Source organism: Hymenobacter citatus (assembly GCF_014333615.1).
Classification (GTDB): domain Bacteria; phylum Bacteroidota; class Bacteroidia; order Cytophagales; family Hymenobacteraceae; genus Hymenobacter; species Hymenobacter citatus.
In genome coordinates, this window is sequence record NZ_JACSCY010000002.1 from 325,988 (window position 1) to 344,137 (window position 18,150).

Genomic DNA, 18,150 nt, shown 5'->3' on the forward strand with positions numbered 1-18,150 from the left:
TCTGATTGGCGCAGCCGTAATATCGATGTCTGCGACCGGGTGTGATGATCTTCTGGATGAGCAGCCCAGAAGTTTTTACGAGCCGGGCTTCTTTCAAACCGAACGAGGCGTTAGCGGAGGGGTTACATCCTTATACGCTCACCTACGCTACATCTACGGGGATGCTTATTATTATAACGCCACCGAAACCGGGACGGACGAAGTAACCTACGGGCAAAGCGCCGATGAGAACTTCCTGGCCATGGACTTATCGGGCAGAGCGGTGCTGAATGCCAACAACAGCCGCGCTGACCGGGTATGGTATGCGGCATTTCCTAACATCAATACGGCTAGTGGCATTATTCAGAATGCTACCGCCGTGGGTACCGTCTCGCCGGCCTTGGTGGCTGAGGCACGGTTCTTCCGGGCCTTCGACTACTTCCTATTGGTCCAAACCTTTGGTGGGGTGCCATTGGATTTAGGTTCGGGAGAATTGGAGTTCAACACCAACCCGATTAGAACTTCAGTCCGCAACACGGTACCCGAAGTCTACACCAAAGCAGTTTTCCCGGATCTGTTGAAGGCAATTGCTGATTTGCCAGCTAATCCGCGGGTTACGGGCGGCGTAACCAAAACGGTTGCCCGCCTGTACCTGGCCAAAGCCTACCTGACGTATGCCTGGTGGCTGGAAAACCCGAACAATATTCCAACGTATCCGGCCGCGCAGCGAGTAGATCCGAACGGTAAAAACGCCCAGTGGTATTACCAGGAGGCATACAACGTGGCCACCGAGGGTATTGATAACCCAGGACCATATCGTTTGATGCCTACGTACTACGACGTGAACGTGGGCACGAATGACCGCAATGCGGAAACGATGTTGTACGCCGACCACACCGAAACTAGCGAGCAGTACAACGGAAGCAGTTTAAGCTTTGGTAGCGGTGGGGCACCTGATAACTTTGCCGGCTGGATGCTGACTTGGAACTACACCGCCATCAGAAGCTTCAAAACGGCCGATGGAACCGGTACCGGCAATGCCTCTTCGGTGCAGCGGGAAGCCGTGCAGCCGTTGGGTCGTCCTTGGGTGCGGATGGCTCCTACCATTGGCGCCGTTGCCACCACCTTTGCCGACAAAACCAACGATTCGCGCTACGATGGTACGTTTACGACAGTATACCGTGGCAACTGGCTGAAAGGAACGGGTGTTCCGGAAACGACTTTGTATAACGCCAATAAGCTGCCGGTAAGCCAGGGCGATGCCGTCCTGACGTTCCTGAACACCGATCCGGCTACTGCTATCACCTACCCCAGCGGGGCTGGTGGCAGCGGGGTAGGCGCCGGCGTACTACCTGGCCGCGCCGATTGGGTGATTGCACCAAATGGCATCAGCCGAATTGTTTATCCAGGTCTGTGGAAGCTTGGTCCTTACCGCACGGATAACGGTACGGGCTTAGGACAACCCAATGCCGCCAGCACGCGTCCGTTCAACATCGCCAAGTTCTCGGAGCTATACTTTGTAGCGGCAGAAGCAGCCGTAAAAGGGGCAACTCCTAAAACGGGCAAGAGTGCCCGCGAACTGATCAACGTGATTCGGGCCCGGGCCGGCAAGTGGCGTTTCGACAACAACGGCAACGTGGCGAAAGTGCAGGACAACAGTGCTGCCATGGTAGCAGCTACTCCAAACACGATAGATATCAACTACATCCTGGCCGAGCGTTCACGCGAGTACTATGGCGAAGGCTACCGTTGGTTTGATCTGGTGCGCACCCAGAAATGGAACGAGCTGGCTGGCACCTACCGTATTGCGGGCAACAACTACGGCGACCATACGCCCGCTACCGTCACGCGGACTATCCAACCCTACCACTACCTGCGCCCCATTCCGCAGGGGCAGCTGGATGCCTTGGACGTACCAGCAGAGGTGAAGGCCACTTACCAAAACCCCAGCTACCAATAGGCTGATGCAAAAGATTGGCTGCCCGTATTGGGCAGCCAATCTTTTCTTTTTTTCCTCTGCGGCATTGTGTGCGCAGAGGGAAAGCAAACTGTATAGCAGCACGAACGGCAAGTCGCTGGTACGTGTGAGGAAGCGTGAGCCCGCCTTTTAGTAGGTATTGAGACTATCAGCTGCTGCGGGCCTTCCTGGCAGCTACGGATTGACCGCGAGCAAGCGCATTCAAATACTGACGCATGAATCCCTTTCTAAGAGTAGTAGTATTGTTTTCCTGCACCTGCGTGCTGCCCGCCCCGGCGGCATTCAGCCAGATTCGCCTGCCGAAGCTCGTGAGTAATGGCATGGTGTTGCAGCGCGAGAAGCCCGTTACCATCTGGGGCTGGGCCGCAGTAGGGGAGAAGGTCACCATCACGTTTCAGGGTAAAACCTACCGCGCCACTGCCGATACGCAAGGGCAATGGCGCGTGAGCCTACCCGCTATGAAAGCCGGTGGCCCTTACGATATGACCCTGACGGCTAGCAACCAGCTGAAAGTAAGCGATATTCTGGTTGGGGACGTGTGGCTGTGCTCGGGGCAGTCGAACATGGAAACTACTATGACCCGCGTGCGCGACAAGTACCCCGAGGAGGTAGCCACCGCCAACAACCCGCGCATCCGCCAGTTCAACGTGCCGATGAGCTACGCTTTCACCGGCCCCAAGGCCGACCTGAAAGGCGGCAGCTGGGTGCCCGTAACGCCGCAAACCATTGGCGACTACTCGGCCGTGGCCTACTTCTTTGCCAAGGACCTCTACGCCAAGTACAAGGTGCCCATTGGCATTATCAAGGATGCGGTGGGTGGCTCGCCGGCCGAAGCTTGGCTGAGCGCCGACGCCCTCAAGCAATTCCCTACTTACCAACAAGCTGCCGAGAAATACAAGGATAGTACCCTGGTAGCCAGCACCCAGCAGCGCGACCAGGCCGCCGGCCGCGACTGGCAGCAGCGCCTCTACAGAGCCGACCAGGGCGAAGCCCCCGGCCAAACCAAATGGTCGGACCCCAACTATAAGGCCACCGATTGGGCCACTATGAACGTGCCCGGCTACTGGGCCAGCCAAACCCCACTCGGCCCCGTGAACGGCGTGCTGTGGTTCCGGAAGGAAGTGGAGGTGCCGGCCAGCATGGTAGGCAAGCCCGCCCGCCTGGAGCTGGGCACGCTGGTTGATGCCGACTCCACCTATATCAACGGGCAGCTGGTGGGCACTACCGGCTACCAGTACCCGCCCCGCAAGTACGATTTTGGGCCGGGTGTGCTGAAGCCGGGTAAGAACACGGTGGTGGTGCGCTTGGTCAGCAATGGCGGGCGCGGAGGCTTCACCCTCGACAAGGAGTACCGCTTGATGGCTGGCGGCCAGACGCTGGATTTGCGCGGCCCCTGGCAGTACAAGGTAGGCGCTACCATGTCGCCCGCGCCCGGTGGCACCGCCTTTCAGTACCAGCCCGGCGGGTTGTACAACGGCATGATTGCCCCCGTAACGCCCTACGCCATCAAAGGCATTCTGTGGTACCAGGGCGAGTCGAATGCCGGCCGTACGCAGGACTACCAAGCGCTGATGACCAGCCTGATTGCCGACTGGCGTCAGCACTTGCAACAGCCCAACCTACCCTTCCTCTTCGTGCAGCTGCCCAACTTTAATGCCGCCAGAAAGGAGCCCGGTGAGAGCGGCTGGGCCATGATTCGTGATATTCAGCGCCGCCTGCTGGCAGTGCCCAACACGGGCATGGCCGTAACGCTGGGCCTGGGCGAGTGGAACGACATTCACCCCGTCACCAAGCAGCCTGTGGGGCACCGCCTGGCCCTGGCCGCCCAGAAAGTAGCCTACGGCGAGAAGAACGTGGTGGCCTCGGGGCCCCTCTACCAGTCGATGCAAAAGAACGGCAATAAGGCTACCCTCACGTTTTCGGGAGTAGGCAGCGGCTTGGTAACCCAAGGTAAGGGGCCGTTGGAGGGCTTTGCCGTGGCCGGAACCGACCACAAGTTTCACTGGGCGCAGGCTCGCATCGAAGGCAATAAAGTAGTGGTGTGGAGCGACCAGGTAAAAGACCCCGTGGCCGTGCGCTACGCCTGGGCCGACAATCCCGAAAACGCCAACCTAGCCAACAAAGAAGGCCTTCCCGCTTCCACATTCCGCACCGATGATTTCTAATTCCAAACGCTTTCTAGCGAGTCTGTTGCTGGCAGGCCTGAGCCTCAGTGCCCAGGCCCAGCAGTCGGCTACGGCCCTCTACCTCGACCCCAAGCAGCCGCTGAACGCCCGCGTCAACGACCTGATCAGCAAGCTCACGCTGGAAGAGAAGGCCGACCAGATGATGTATAACAGCAAGGCCATTGAGCGGCTGAACATCCCGGCGTATAACTGGTGGAACGAGGCCCTGCACGGGGTAGGGCGGGCCGGCGCGGCCACCGTATTTCCGCAGGCTATCGGACTGGGCGCTACCTTCGATGAGGACCTGGCTCAGCGCGTATCCACGGCCATATCCGACGAAGCACGGGCCATGTACAACGTGGCCGTGGCCAAGGGCTACCGCCAGCAGTATAGCGGCCTCACGTTCTGGACGCCCAACATCAACATCTTTCGCGACCCGCGCTGGGGTAGGGGACAGGAAACCTACGGCGAAGACCCTACCCTGACCGGCCGCCTGGGCGTGGCCTTTGTGCAGGGCTTGCAGGGCAACGATCCGCGCTACCTCAAAACCGCTGCTTGCGCCAAGCACTTTGCCGTGCACAGCGGCCCCGAGAAGCTACGCCACGAGTTCAACGCCCAGGCCTCGCCCCAGGATTTGTGGGAAACCTACCTGCCCGCGTTTCATCAGCTGGTGAATGCCAAAGTAGAAGCCGTAATGTGCGCCTACAATGCCACCAACGGCGAACCATGCTGCGGCAATAGCTACCTGCTGCAAGATGTGCTGCGCGGCCAATGGAAATTTAAGGGACACTTGGTGAGCGACTGCTGGGCGCTGGTAGACTTTTATCAAGGGCACAAAGTGGTGAAAACGCCCGCCGAGGCCGCCGCCCTGGCCTTGGAGCGGGGCGTGAACCTGAACTGCGGCAGCGTGTACCCCTCCCTGCCCGAAGCCGTGCAAAAAGGTCTCACCACCGAAGCAAAAATGGATAGCTCCCTGGCTATTTTGCTGCGCACCCGCTTCAAGCTAGGCTTGTTCGATCCGCAGGGTAGTAGCCCCTACGACAAGCTAGGCGCCGAAACCATCAACAGCGACAAGCACCGCGCTCTGGCCCGCGAGGCGGCCCAAAAGTCGATTGTGCTGCTGAAAAACAACGGCGTGCTGCCTCTGCGCAACGACCTGGCCAAGTACTTCGTGACCGGCCCCAACGCCGCCAACCTAGACGCGCTGCTGGGCAATTACTACGGCGTGAACCCCTCCATGAGCACCATTCTGGAAGGCTTGGTGGCCGGTGTGAGCCCCGCCAGCCAGATGCAGTACCGCCCCGGCGCCCTACTAGACCGCCCCAACCAAAACGGCGTGGACTGGGTGAGCGGCACGGCCCGCACCGTAGATGCTACGTTTGTGGTGCTGGGTATCAATGGGTTGCTGGAAGGGGAGGAGGGCGAATCCATTGCCTCGCCCTCGTTCGGCGACCGGCTCGACTACAACCTACCCAAAAACCAGATTGACTTCCTGCGCGGCCTGCGCAAAAACAACGATAAGCCCCTTATTGCCATCGTCACGGGCGGCTCGCCCATGAACCTGGCCGAAGTGCACGAGCTGGCTGATGCCGTGGTGCTGGCCTGGTACCCCGGTCAGGAAGGCGGCAACGCCATTGCCGACGTGGTATTTGGCAAGGTGGCGCCCTCGGGCAAGCTGCCCATTACCTTCCCCAAGTCCCTGGACCAGCTGCCGGCCTATGAAAACTACGCCATGCAAGGCCGCACCTACCGCTACATGACCCAGGAACCGCTCTACCCCTTCGGCTTTGGGCTGAGCTACGCTAAGTTCGAGTACGGCGGGTTGAAGTTGCCCAAGAAGGTGGCCAAAAATAAGCCGGTGGAAGTGGAAGCTACCGTGCGCAACACCGGCAAGATGGCCGGCGAGGAAGTGGTGCAGCTCTACGTAACGCACGCGCCCCGCGCCGGCCAGCAGGTGCCGTTGTTCGCGCTCAAGAACTTCCGCCGCGTGCGGCTGGAGCCAGGGGCTAGCACTACCGTGAAGTTTACGCTCACGCCCGAGCAACTGGCGCTAATTGATGCCCAGGGCAAAACGGTGGCCGCCAGCGGGCCGGTTACCGTTTCGGTGGGCGGTGCCCTACCCGGCAAGCGCAGTCAGGCGCTGGGCGCCAGCGCCCCGGCGGTGGCTACCGTCGCCATTCGGTAGAAGGCCAGCCAGATTGTGTCCGTGGTCTGGTAGAGTGTGTTGCGGGCAGATGCCCAGGATGAATACGCGTCTGATACTGAGATTTTTCAATGTTCACGTTCCACTTCCTTTCCATTTGTTATGCGTATACTCTCTACTCTACTCATGGGGTGCCTACTGGCCTGGGCGGGTGCCGCCCAGGCCCAAAACGCGCCGGTCCGGCTAGAGGCTGAATCAGGTACATTGGGTGCTGATTGGACTTCGCCCACTCAGGCGGGCGTGCAGTACGTAACCATCACGCCTACAGCCACCATCAACGCCCAAAATCCCGGTACGGCGGCGCGGGTGGTGTCCTACTCTGTTACGTTTCCGGGACCGGGCAGCTACGACCTTTACGCCCGCGTGCGGGTAGGCGCCGCCGCCGCCAACGACGACAGCTTTTACTACGCCAACGGCTTCGGCACCAAGGCGCCCACCGACGATACCAGCTGGATTATCTGCAACAATCTGAACGTGGCTGGCTACACCGACGGCGGCGTGGCCGTGGATGGTGCCGGGGCTGCCACCAACAACGTGTGGAAGTGGATCAATCTGTCTAAATTCAACGGGGGTGAAGCACCGGTTAGCTTCACCGTCGACGCCAACAACCTCACCCAGACTTTCCAGATTGGCGCCCGGGAAGATGGGTTTGATATCGACAAATTTGTGTTTGGCGCTACTGGCTTGTATTTCACGGTGCCCGATCTGGATGCCGGTGCGCAGGGCTCTACTACGCCACCCGTGGTGTTTACGCCTACTGGCCAGCCCATTGCGCAAGGCAAGAGCAAATTTCTGGGCGGCGTGTACAGCACGCCCCAGTTGCCGTTCTTCACAGTGTACTGGAACCAGGTAGTTCCCGAAAATGCGGGTAAGTGGGGTAGTGTAGAAGCCACCCGCGACCAAATGAACTGGACCGAGCTGGACGCGGCCTACAAGCTGGCCAAGGACAACAACTTCCCGTTCCGCTTTCACGTGCTGCTCTGGGGCAGTCAGCAACCTGTGTGGATAGAGAACCTGCCCGCCGCCGAGCAGCTAGCCGAAATCAACCAGTGGATGGCCGCCGTAGCCCAGCGCTACCCCGACCTAGATCTGGTGGAAGTAGTAAACGAACCCACCAACGACCCGCCCCTAAACGGCTACACCGGCAACAACGGCACCAACACGCCCGGTGGCGGGGGAGGTAACTACTACGAGGCGCTGGGCGGCGCTGGTTCCACGGGTTGGGACTGGATAATCAAAGGGTTTGAGCTGGCCCGCCAGCACTTTCCCAAAGCCCGCCTGATGCTGAATGACTACGGGGTAGCCAGCTCTACGGCCAACGCCCAACGCTACCTCTCCATCATCAACCTGCTGAAAGAGCGTAATTTGATTGATGCCGTGGGCATTCAGGGCCACGCGTTTGAAACCCGCAACATCACGGCTGCGAATCTGGGGGCCAACCTGGATATCATTGCCTCGGCCGGCAAGCCGCTCTACGTCACCGAAATGGACATCGACGGGGTGAATGCCGCCGGGCAGCTGGACGATGCTGCGCAGCTGGCCGAGTATCAGCGCATTTTTCCGGTGTTCTGGACCCACCCGGCCGTGCGGGGCGTCACCCTCTGGGGCTACCGCCCCGGTCACTGGCGCACCAACCAGGGCGCCTACCTGGCCAAGGCCGATAACACTGAGCGCGCGGCCCTTACCTGGCTGCGCTCCTACGTGGCCAACACCGTACTCAGCCGCCGTCAGGCCTTGGCTTCGTCGGTGCAGCTCTACCCCAATCCGACGGTGGATGGACACTTTTTGCTCAACCGCACCGATAAAGTAACGGCTCTACGCGTGTTTGATACGCAGGGGCGCCTGGTGCATCAGCAAACCCCTCATCGTCGGTCTACCCTGGAAGTACGCCTGGCCCTGGCTCCAGGCCTGTACGTAGTACAACTGGAAGAAGCCGGCCACCTCACCACCCGCTCTCTAATAGTAAATTAACTGAAAACCTACTTGCAAAAAATAGCGTCAACGTTGCTATCGGAACCGTTTTCGAAAACGGTTCCGATATAAAAATGCCTTTTTTGTGTTGTTTAAGGCCTTTTTTGAGTAGTACACTGTTTCATACTAGTGTATCTTTCCAGAATCTTACTTCTACTTTTTCCCCCTATGAACTACCTGCTTGGGTATGATATCGGCAGCTCGTCGGTGAAAGTGGCCCTCTTGGATGCCGACACGGGCAAGTGTCTGGCCAGTGCTACCTCACCCCGGCAGGAGATGGAAATCCTGGCCGCGCAGGCCGGCTGGGCTGAGCAGCGCCCCGAGCGCTGGTGGCAGGAAGCCATCAACGCCACCCAGGACCTGAAAACCAGCTACGGCTTCGACGCGACGCAGGTAGCGGGCATCGGCATCACCTACCAGATGCACGGCCTGGTGCTCATCGACGAGGCCGGCAAGGTGTTGCGCCCCGCCATCATCTGGTGCGACAGCCGCGCCGTGGACTATGGCAACGCGGCCTTCGAGGCACTGGGAGAGGAGTATTGCCTGCAAAACTTCCTCAACTCGCCCGGCAACTTCACGGCTTCCAAGCTGAAGTGGGTGCACGACAACGAGCCGGAACTGTACGCGCAAATCCACAAAATCCAACTACCCGGCGACTACATCGCCTTTCAGATGACGGGCGAGATGCAAACCACCGTGTCGGGCTTGTCGGAGGGCGTGTTCTGGAACTTCCGCGAGCAGGCTGTGGCCCAGGAACTGCTGGACTACTACGGCCTCGACCGTGACCTGCTGCCTACCCTGGTAGACACCTTTGCCGAGCAGGGCCGCCTGACTGACGCAGCCGCCCAGGCGCTGGGTCTGGCGCCCGGCACGCCCGTGAGCTACCGCGCCGGCGACCAGCCCAACAACGCCTTCTCGCTGAACGTGTTGGAGCCCGGCGAAATAGCCGCCACGGCCGGCACTTCGGGCGTGGTCTACGGCATCAGCGACCAGCCGGTGGTAGACCCCCGCTCCCGCGTAAATGCCTTTGTGCACGTGAACAGCCAGCCCGACCAGCCCCGCAACGGCATGCTCATGTGCATGAACGGCACGGGCATTCTCAACAGCTGGCTGCGCAGAATTGTGGGCGAGTTGCCTTATGATGAGATGAACCGCCTGGCCGCCCAGGCGCCGGTGGGGGCCGAGCAGCTGCTGTTCCTACCCTTTGGCAACGGCGCCGAGCGAATCCTCGAAAACGAGCCCACCACTGCCGAGCTGCTGGGCCTCAGCCTCACGCGTCACGACCGCACCCACGTGTTGCGCGCCGCCCAGGAGGGCATCGTGTACGCCCTCAATTACGGCATCGACATTATGCGGGCGGCGGGCGTGCAAGTGCACACCGTGCGCGCCGGTAATGCTAATATGTTCTTGAGTCCGGTGTTTCGGGAGGCCTTCGTGAATACGGCCAACGTGACGCTGGAACTCTACAACACCGACGCCGCCCAGGGTGCGGCCCGCGGCGCGGGGGTAGGAGTGGGGCTCTACGCCTCGCCCGCCGACGCTTTTGTGGGCCTGGAGCGCATCCTCACGCTGGCGCCTACCCCCGAATTGCAAACCCAATATCAGGACGCCTATGCCCGGTGGCACCAGGCGCTTACCCAACAGATTCTTTCAACTTCAACCATTTCCCACCATGTCGAGCAGCACGCTAACTAAGACGGAGTATTTCAAGGGCATTGACGTTATCAAGTACGAAGGGCGCGAGTCGGACAACCCGCTGGCGTTCAAGTGGTACGATGAGAACCGCGTGGTAGCCGGCAAAACCATGAAGGAGCACCTGCGCTTTGCCGTTTCCTACTGGCACACGTTCACCGGCACTGGCGGCGACCCATTTGGTCCTGGCACCAAGGAGTTTAGCTGGGATGCCAAAGGCGACATTCTGGGCCGCGCCCACGACAAGATGGACGCCGCCTTCGAGTTCTTCACCAAGCTGGGCACGCCCTACTACTGCTTCCACGACGTGGACCTGGTAGACGAGGCTTCTAGCCTGAAAGAATACGAAAGCAACCTGCAAGCCATTGTGAGCTACGCCAAGCAGAAGCAGCAGGAAACCGGCGTGAAGCTACTGTGGGGCACGGCCAACGTGTTCTCGAACCCGCGCTACATGAACGGCGCCAGCACCAACCCCGACTTCTCGGTGTTGACCTACGCCGCTACCCAGGTGAAAAACTCCCTGGACGCCACCATCGCGCTGGGCGGTGAAAACTACGTGTTCTGGGGTGGCCGTGAGGGCTACATGACCCTGCTCAACACCAACATGAAGCGCGAGCTGGCGCACATGGGCCGCTTCCTGGCCACGGCCCGCGACTACGCCCGCCAGCAGGGCTTCCAGGGCAAGTTCTTCATTGAGCCCAAGCCCGCCGAGCCCACCAAGCACCAGTACGACTTCGACGCCGCTACCGTAATCGGCTTCCTGAAGGAGTACGGCCTCGAAAACGACTTCATGCTGAACCTGGAAGTGAACCACGCCACGCTGGCCGGCCACACCTTCCAGCACGAGCTGCAAGTGGCCGCCGACGCCAATATGCTGGGCTCGATGGACGCCAACCGCGGCGACTATCAGAACGGCTGGGACACCGACCAGTTCCCCAACAACCTGAACGAACTGGCGGAATCGATGCTGGTGATTCTGGAGGCCGGCGGCTTCAAGCACGGCGGCATCAACTTCGACGCCAAAACCCGCCGCAACTCCACCGACCTGGAGGACATCTTCATCGCCCACATTTCGGGCATGGATGCCTTCGCCCGTTCGCTGGTCATTGCCAACGATATCCTGGAAAAGTCGGCCTACAAGAAATTCCGCACCGAGCGCTATGCTTCCTTCGACTCGGGTGCGGGCGCGGCCTTCGAGCGCGGCGAGCTGACTCTGGAGGATCTGCGCCGCCTGGCCTTCGAGCACGGCGAGCCTACCCCCCGTAGCGGCAAGCAGGAGTGGCTGGAAAGCCTGATCAACCAATACATTTAATGCGCTGAAACAGCAAACTCCCCCTGGCGGCCTAACGGGCTACCACGGGGGAGTTTCTGTTTGCGGGCAATGGCCTCCTACCGGCTGCTGGCGGGTAGGGTAGATGGCTACGTCTTACAGTGTCTAGTTATAATCCCTATAGCAACCTACCTATGCAAACGAAAAAAGGCCTATTGTATCTCGGAATGGCCGGTTTTTGTCTGGGCTTCATGCAGAAGTCGGAGCCGACACTGAAAGATGCCTACAAGAAGGATTTCTACGTGGGGGCGGCGCTCAACTACCGGCAAATCGGCGGGCAAGACGCCAAAGCCACGGCCCTGATTACGCAGCAGTTCAACACCATCAGCCCCGAAAACCTGCTGAAGTGGGGCTCGGTGCACCCGCAGCCTGACAAGTACAACTTCAAGCCCGCCGACGACTACGTGGCCTTTGGGCAGCGAAACAAGATGTTCATCGTGGGGCACACGCTGGTGTGGCACCAGCAAACGCCCAGGTGGGTGTTTGAGGGCGAAAACGGTCAGCCTGCCAGCCGCGAGGTGCTGCTGAAACGCTTGGAAGACCACATCAACACCGTAGTGGGCCGCTACAAGGGCAAAATTGGCGGTTGGGACGTGCTCAACGAAGCCATAGACGACCAGCAGGGCGACCTGCGCAAGACCAAGTGGCTGGAAATTCTGGGTGAGGACTTCGCCGCCAAAGCCTTCGAATACGCTCACAAAGCCGACCCCAAGGCCGAACTGTACTACAACGACTACAGCCTCTACCGCCCCGAAAAGCGCGCTGGTGTGATTAAGCTGGTGAAAAGCCTGCAAGCCAAGGGCATCAAGGTAGCCGCTATTGGCATGCAGGGCCACTACGGCCTCACCAAGCCCAGCCTGGAGCAAGTGGAGGAAAGCATTGTGGCCTTCTCGAAACTCGGCGTGCACGTCAACTTCACGGAGCTGGACATCGACGTGCTGCCCAACCCCAGCCGCCGCCAGGGCGCCGACATTGCTGAGACCTTCGGCGCCGACGCCAAATACAACGTCTACACCGCCGGCCTACCCGACTCGGTGCAGCAGCAGCTCACGAAACGATATGCCGACCTATTTGCGTTGTTCCGGAAGCACCGCGACGTGATTGACCGCATCACCCTCTGGGGCGTGACGGATTCGGACTCCTGGCTGAATGACTGGCCCATCCGGGGCCGCACCAGCTACCCGCTGCTCTTCGACCGCAACTACCAGCCCAAGCCCGCTTTCCGGGCCGTGGTGCAGGCAGCGAAGTAGGGGCGGCTTGCAGCCGCCCATCGTTGCTGACGTTGTGGCAGTTCCACAAACGGCACCCTCATATTCCGCTCCGTAGCCCAGGGCTTCAGCCTTGGGACAGTAGATGAAAAGAAACCAGCCCTACCCCCACGGGCGCGTGCAACGCGCCCCTACCCACCCAACCGCTATGTCTATGCTTTCCTTCACTATCCCCCAACGCCTCACCTGCCTGCTCCTCACCGGCCTGACGCTCACGGCTGCCCTACCTGCCCTAGCGCTGGATGGTACTTCCTACGTCACGTCGAAAAAGCAGAAGGGCAGCTTTGCGCTGGAAGCAGGTGGCAAGGCCGCGCCGCTGTTTGCCAGCGCCCAGGACTGGCCCGGCGTGTTGCGCGCCGCCAAAGACTTGCAGGCCGACATCAACCGCGTAACCAGCGTGACGCCTGCCCTCACCACCGACAAGGCGCCGAAGGGTAAGGAGGTGGTGCTGATTGGCACCATCGGCAAAAGCCCGCTCATCGACCAGCTGGTACGCGACAAAAAGCTCGACGTGTCGGCGGTATCGGGCAAGTGGGAGATGTTTGTGGAGCAGATTGTGGAGAAGCCCATGCCGGGCGTGGACCGAGCGCTGGTCATTGCCGGCAGTGACAAGCGCGGTACCATCTACGGCATCTACGACTTGTCGGAGCAGATGGGCGTGTCGCCGTGGTACTGGTGGGCCGATGTTCCTACCCCGCACCAAAAGGCGCTGTACGTGGCCAGCGGGCGGCACACCCAGGGCGAGCCGAAAGTGAAGTACCGCGGCATCTTCATCAACGACGAGGCCCCAGCGCTGTCGGGCTGGTCGAAGGAGAAGTTTGGGGGCGTGAACTCGAAGATGTACACCCACATGTTTGAGCTGATTTTGCGCCTGAAGGGCAACTACCTGTGGCCCGCCATGTGGGGCAACGCGTTCAGCGCCGACGACCCGCAGAACCCCGCCCTGGCCGACGAGTACGGCATTGTGATGGGCACTTCCCACCACGAGCCGCTTACCCGCGCCCACGACGAGTGGCGCCGCTTCGGCAAAGGCCCCTGGAACTACCAAACCAACCCCGACGTGCTGCGCGACTTCTGGCGCGGCGGTATGCAGCGCATGGGTACCCGCGAAAACGTGGTAACCATTGGCATGCGCGGCGACGGCGACGAGCCCATGAGTGAGGGTAGCAACATTGCGTTGTTGGAAAAAATCGTGGCCGATCAGCGCCAGATCATTGCCGACGTAACCGGCAAGCCCGCCGAGCAAACGCCCCAGATGTGGGCGCTCTACAAGGAGGTGCAGGACTACTACGACAAAGGCATGCGCGTGCCCGACGACGTGACCCTACTGCTCTGCGACGACAACTGGGGCAACATCCGCAAGCTGCCCAAGCCCGGCGAAAAGCCCCGCGCCGGAGGCTACGGCATCTACTACCACTTCGACTACGTGGGCGGGCCGCGCAACTACAAGTGGCTCAATACCAACCCGCTGCCGCGCATCTGGGAGCAGATGCACCTGGCTCACGAGTACGGCGCCAACCAGATTTGGGTGGTAAACGTGGGCGACCTGAAACCGGTGGAGCTGCCCATCAGCTTCTTCCTCGACTACGCCTGGAACCCCGACAACATCAAGGCCGACGAGGTAGGCGAGTACACCCGGCAGTGGGCCGCCCAGCAGTTTGGCGACAAGCACGCCGCCGCTATTGCCGACATTCTGGCCAAGTACGCCAAGTACAACGCCCGCCGCAAGCCCGAGCTGCTGAGTCCGAACACCTACAGCCTGACCAATTACAACGAGTTTGCTACGGTGGTGGCCGACTACAATCAGCTCGCCACGCAGGCCGAAGCCATTGGCCGCCAGCTGCCCGCCGCCGACCAGGACGCCTACTTCGAGCTGGTGCTGCACCCGGTATTGGCCTGCGCCAACCTCAACGAGCTGTACTACACCGTGGCCCTGAACCAGGAGGCCGCCAAGAACAACCGCAAGAACACCAACGAGTTGGCCGCTAAAGCCAAGACGCTGTTTGAGAAAGACGCCGAGCTGTCGAAGCGCTACAACGCCATTGCCGGCGGCAAGTGGAACCACATGATGGACCAGATGCACATCGGCTACCGGAGCTGGCACGACGAGAAGGAAGACAAAATGCCGGAAGTGCAGACCATTGCCGAGTCGGTGGCTACCGCACCCGCGCTGGCAGTGACGATGACCGCACAGAAGCCCCAGCCTACCTCCACGCCGGGTGCGCCCTTCGTGGAGGCCGATGGCTACGTGTCGATAGAAGCCCCGCACTACAGCAAGGCGGTGGAGGGTAGCGGCGTGAAGTGGCAGACGATTCCCGACCTGGGCCGTACGCTGTCGGCTGTTTCCACCTACCCTGTCACGGCTCCCAGCACCACGCCCGGCGGCAACAGCCCGCACCTGGAGTACCAGGTGCAGCTCACCACGGCCGGCCCCGTGACGGTGCAGGCCTACCTGGCGCCTACCCTTAACTTTACCAGCGGCGAGGGGCTGCGCTACGCCGTGTCGTTCGACGACGAAACGCCGCAGATTGTGAACCTGCACACCGGCATGGTGGCCGACAATGGCAACCGCCCCTGGGAAAAAGCCGTGGCCGAAAGTATCATCCTGAAAACCACCAAACACACCCTGGCCACGCCCGGCACGCACACGCTGAAATTCTGGCGCGTCGATCCGGCCGTAGTACTGGAAAAGCTGGTAGTAGACTGCGGCGGGCTGAAACCCAGCTATCTGGGGCCACCGGAAAGCGCTACGGGTGGCAAAGCGGCATCAGCAGAAGCTAAAAACAGCGTAGGGCGGCGCTAGCGGTACTGTCATGCTGAGCGAAGTCGAAGCATCTCGCGTGCAGCGCTAATCTCAATCGTTAGAAACTACTTACGGTCGAGAGGCTTCGACTTCGCTCAGCATGACGTTCTAGTAAAGCATGCGATTTTCCTCCCGCTAATCGAAATGACAGGCTATCTTTTTATCTAGCTGATGAGCTTCTAAAAAGCTCCTGTTTGCAGTAGCTTTCCGGGGCTATCCTTGCGGCGGCGTAGCGACGCATTCTCGCGTTTCGTGGTTGAACGACTTGCGTCAGCATCGTTTTAGCGAACAACATCAGCAACGACAAGACATAAGGATGTGTCTTTATGTCGCGCCAGACCAACGCAAACAGCCTCTAGAGTCAAATAATTTGAGCTTATATAGTATGAAGCGTCGTTTTCTGCTCCTTTCTACCTGCCTATTGCCCCTGCTCACCCACGCGCAAACGACTGCCTTGCAGAGCTTTCCGGTGTCGGCGGTGCACCTGCTGGACAGCCCGTTTCAGCAGGCGCAGCAGACCGACAAGGCCTACATGCTGGCCCTCAGCGCCGACCGGCTGCTGGCGCCCTACCAGACCGAGGCCGGAATTCAGCCGAAGGCGGAGCGCTACGGCAACTGGGAAAACACCGGTCTTGACGGCCACATGGGCGGCCACTACCTCTCGGCGCTGGCCCTCATGTACGCCGCCACCGGCGACGCGCAGGTGCAACAGCGCCTCACCTACATGGTGGACGAGCTGGACCGCTGTCAGCAGCAAAACGGCAACGGCTACCTTGGTGGCGTGCCCGGCGGCAAGGCCATGTGGGCGCAGGTGAAAGCCGGCAACATCAAGGCCAACAGCTTTGGGCTGAACGACAAGTGGGTGCCGCTCTACAACCTGCACAAAACCATTGCCGGCCTGCGCGACGCCTACCTGATTGGGGGCAATGCCAAGGCCAAAGGCATGCTCATCAAGCTGACGGACTGGTTTGTGGACCTCACCGCGGGCCTCACCGACGCCCAGATTCAGGATATGCTGCGCAGTGAGCACGGCGGCCTGAACGAGGTGTTTGCCGACGTAGCCAGCCTCACCGGCGACGCGAAGTACCTGAAGCTAGCTCAGCGCTTCTCGCACCGGGTGGTGCTGGAGCCGCTGCTGGCGGGCAAGGACGTGCTCAACGGCATGCACGCCAACACCCAGATTCCGAAAGTCATTGGCTTTGAGCGCGTGGCGGAGGTAGGCGGCGACCCAGTCTGGGGCAATGCCGCTGCATTTTTCTGGAAAACGGTGGTAGACAATCGCACGGTGAGCATTGGGGGCAACAGCGTGAGTGAGCACTTCAACCCGGCCGACAACTTCACCTCTATGCTGGAAAGCACGGAAGGCCCGGAGACGTGCAACACGTATAACATGCTCAAGCTCAGCAAGGAGCTGTATCTGGCTAGCGGCGACACCAAATACCTCGATTTCTACGAGCGGGCCACCTATAACCACATTCTGTCGTCGCAGCACCCCAGCGAGGGTGGGTTTGTGTACTTCACGCCCATGCGCCCGCGCCACTACCGCGTGTACTCGCAGCCGCAGGAAGGCTTCTGGTGCTGCGTGGGCTCGGGGCTGGAAAACCACGGCAAGTACGGCGAGCTGGTGTACGCGCACCGCGACCAGAAAGAGCTGCTGGTGAACCTGTTCCTACCCTCGCGCCTCACCTGGGCCGAGCAGGGCCTGACGCTGACGCAGCAAACCAAGTTTCCGTTTGAAGAACAGTCGCAGCTTCAGTTGCAGCTGAAAAAGCCGCGCACGTTTGCGCTCAGCATCCGGCAGCCCAGCTGGGTGCCGGCCGGCCAACTCACCTTGAAAGTGAATGGCAAACCCGTGACGCCGACCACCACCGAGCCGGGCTACGCCACCCTCACGCGCAAGTGGCGCTCGGGCGACGTGGTGACGGTGGCCCTCCCCATGCACACCACCGCCGAGTACATGCCCGACCACTCGCCCTGGGTATCGTTTGTGCACGGGCCGGTAGTGCTGGCCGCCGTGACGGACACCACCGACCTGGCCGGCCTGCACGCCGACAGCAAGCGCATGGCGCACGTGCCCAGCGGCCCGCTCTACCCCGTAGAGGAAGCGCCGCTGCTGGTGTCTACCAGTCAGAATGTGGCCGATGGCATCAAGCCCGTGGCCGGCAAGCCGCTGACGTTCAGCGCCGCCGGTCTGATCAACTCCGAGCAGTACCGCAACGTGCAGCTGGTGCCGTTCTATCAGATTCAGGATGCCCGCTACATGGTGTACTGGCCCGTGACGACGCCCGAGGGCCTGGCTGCCCGCAAGGAGGAAATCCGCCGCCGCGACGCCGAGAAGCGCGCCTTGGAGGCCCGCACTGTTGACCAAGTGACGCCTGGCGAGCAGCAGCCCGAGTCGGACCACAACTTCCAGAGCGACCGGTCGGAGACGGGTGTGTACCGCAACCGCCACTGGCGCCACGCCGCGGGCTGGTTCAGCTACCAGCTGCGCAACCCCAAGCGGGAGGCCCGCGCCCTGCGCGTGACCTACTCCGGCGGCGACCGAAACCGGCAGTTCACGATTCTCATCAACGGCACGCCACTGGCCAAAGTGGAGCTGAAAGGCAATCAGAAAAGCGACTTCTACGACCAAGAATATGCCTTGCCCGAGGCACTGCGTGGCACCAACGCCTCTACCACGCTCACCGTGAAGTTTGAGGCCGCGCCGGGCTCCACGGCGGGCGGCGTCTACGACGTGCGGCTGCTGCGCTGAGTAGGCGTG

Annotated in this window: 9 protein-coding genes; all 9 read left to right on the forward strand. The window is 60.7% G+C overall.

Annotation, left to right across the window (positions count from 1 at the left end; genetic code table 11):
* The first annotated feature begins 25 nt into the window (after positions 1-25).
* The 9 genes from H8B15_RS03670 to H8B15_RS03710 all read left to right on the forward strand — a co-directional run bounded on the left by H8B15_RS03670 (position 26) and on the right by H8B15_RS03710 (position 18,141).
* The gene (locus tag H8B15_RS03670; protein WP_246455299.1) at positions 26-1,939 is read left to right on the forward strand and encodes a RagB/SusD family nutrient uptake outer membrane protein; all 1,914 of its coding nucleotides are present in this window, start codon (positions 26-28) and stop codon (positions 1,937-1,939) included.
* 233 nt (positions 1,940-2,172) lie between these two features.
* Positions 2,173-4,122, forward strand: a complete 1,950-nt coding sequence (locus tag H8B15_RS03675) for a sialate O-acetylesterase (protein WP_187318309.1) — start codon at positions 2,173-2,175, stop codon at positions 4,120-4,122.
* Positions 4,112-6,307 (forward strand): glycoside hydrolase family 3 N-terminal domain-containing protein, encoded by a 2,196-nt coding sequence (locus H8B15_RS03680; RefSeq protein WP_187318310.1) that lies wholly within the window; start codon positions 4,112-4,114, stop codon positions 6,305-6,307. Before H8B15_RS03675 ends, H8B15_RS03680 begins: the two co-directional genes overlap by 11 nt.
* A 120-nt stretch (positions 6,308-6,427) precedes the next feature.
* The gene (locus H8B15_RS03685) at positions 6,428-8,296 is read left to right on the forward strand and encodes an endo-1,4-beta-xylanase (protein WP_187318311.1); all 1,869 of its coding nucleotides are present in this window, start codon (positions 6,428-6,430) and stop codon (positions 8,294-8,296) included.
* A 168-nt stretch (positions 8,297-8,464) separates the two neighbouring features.
* The gene (locus H8B15_RS03690; RefSeq protein ID WP_187318312.1) at positions 8,465-9,991 is read left to right on the forward strand and encodes a xylulokinase; all 1,527 of its coding nucleotides are present in this window, start codon (positions 8,465-8,467) and stop codon (positions 9,989-9,991) included.
* Positions 9,969-11,300: a xylose isomerase gene (gene xylA, locus H8B15_RS03695; RefSeq protein WP_187318313.1), complete on the forward strand. Its 1,332-nt coding sequence runs from the start codon at positions 9,969-9,971 to the stop codon at positions 11,298-11,300. Before H8B15_RS03690 ends, xylA begins: the two co-directional genes overlap by 23 nt.
* A gap of 152 nt (positions 11,301-11,452) precedes the next feature.
* Positions 11,453-12,568: an endo-1,4-beta-xylanase gene (locus H8B15_RS03700; protein WP_187318314.1), complete on the forward strand. Its 1,116-nt coding sequence runs from the start codon at positions 11,453-11,455 to the stop codon at positions 12,566-12,568.
* Between the two features lie 103 nt (positions 12,569-12,671).
* Complete coding sequence (locus H8B15_RS03705; RefSeq protein WP_246455300.1) at positions 12,672-15,389, forward strand: glycosyl hydrolase 115 family protein; 2,718 nt, start codon at positions 12,672-12,674, stop codon at positions 15,387-15,389.
* 385 nt (positions 15,390-15,774) lie between these two features.
* Entirely contained in the window at positions 15,775-18,141 is a 2,367-nt protein-coding gene (locus H8B15_RS03710; RefSeq protein ID WP_187318315.1) for a glycoside hydrolase family 127 protein, read from the forward strand.
* Positions 18,142-18,150: the final 9 nt, after the last annotated feature.

Excerpts from the sequence above, each read along its gene's own strand:
- H8B15_RS03700 (WP_187318314.1), top strand. The coding sequence starts at position 11,453 with ATGCAAACGAAAAAAGGCCTATTGTATCTCGGAATGGCCGGTTTTTGT.
- H8B15_RS03710 (WP_187318315.1), top strand. The coding sequence starts at position 15,775 with ATGAAGCGTCGTTTTCTGCTCCTTTCTACCTGCCTATTGCCCCTGCTC.
- H8B15_RS03670 (WP_246455299.1), top strand. The coding sequence starts at position 26 with ATGTCTGCGACCGGGTGTGATGATCTTCTGGATGAGCAGCCCAGAAGT.
- H8B15_RS03680 (WP_187318310.1), top strand. The coding sequence starts at position 4,112 with ATGATTTCTAATTCCAAACGCTTTCTAGCGAGTCTGTTGCTGGCAGGC.
- H8B15_RS03705 (WP_246455300.1), top strand. The coding sequence starts at position 12,672 with ATGAAAAGAAACCAGCCCTACCCCCACGGGCGCGTGCAACGCGCCCCT.
- H8B15_RS03675 (WP_187318309.1), top strand. The coding sequence starts at position 2,173 with ATGAATCCCTTTCTAAGAGTAGTAGTATTGTTTTCCTGCACCTGCGTG.
- xylA (WP_187318313.1), top strand. The coding sequence starts at position 9,969 with ATGTCGAGCAGCACGCTAACTAAGACGGAGTATTTCAAGGGCATTGAC.
- H8B15_RS03685 (WP_187318311.1), top strand. The coding sequence starts at position 6,428 with ATGCGTATACTCTCTACTCTACTCATGGGGTGCCTACTGGCCTGGGCG.
- H8B15_RS03690 (WP_187318312.1), top strand. The coding sequence starts at position 8,465 with ATGAACTACCTGCTTGGGTATGATATCGGCAGCTCGTCGGTGAAAGTG.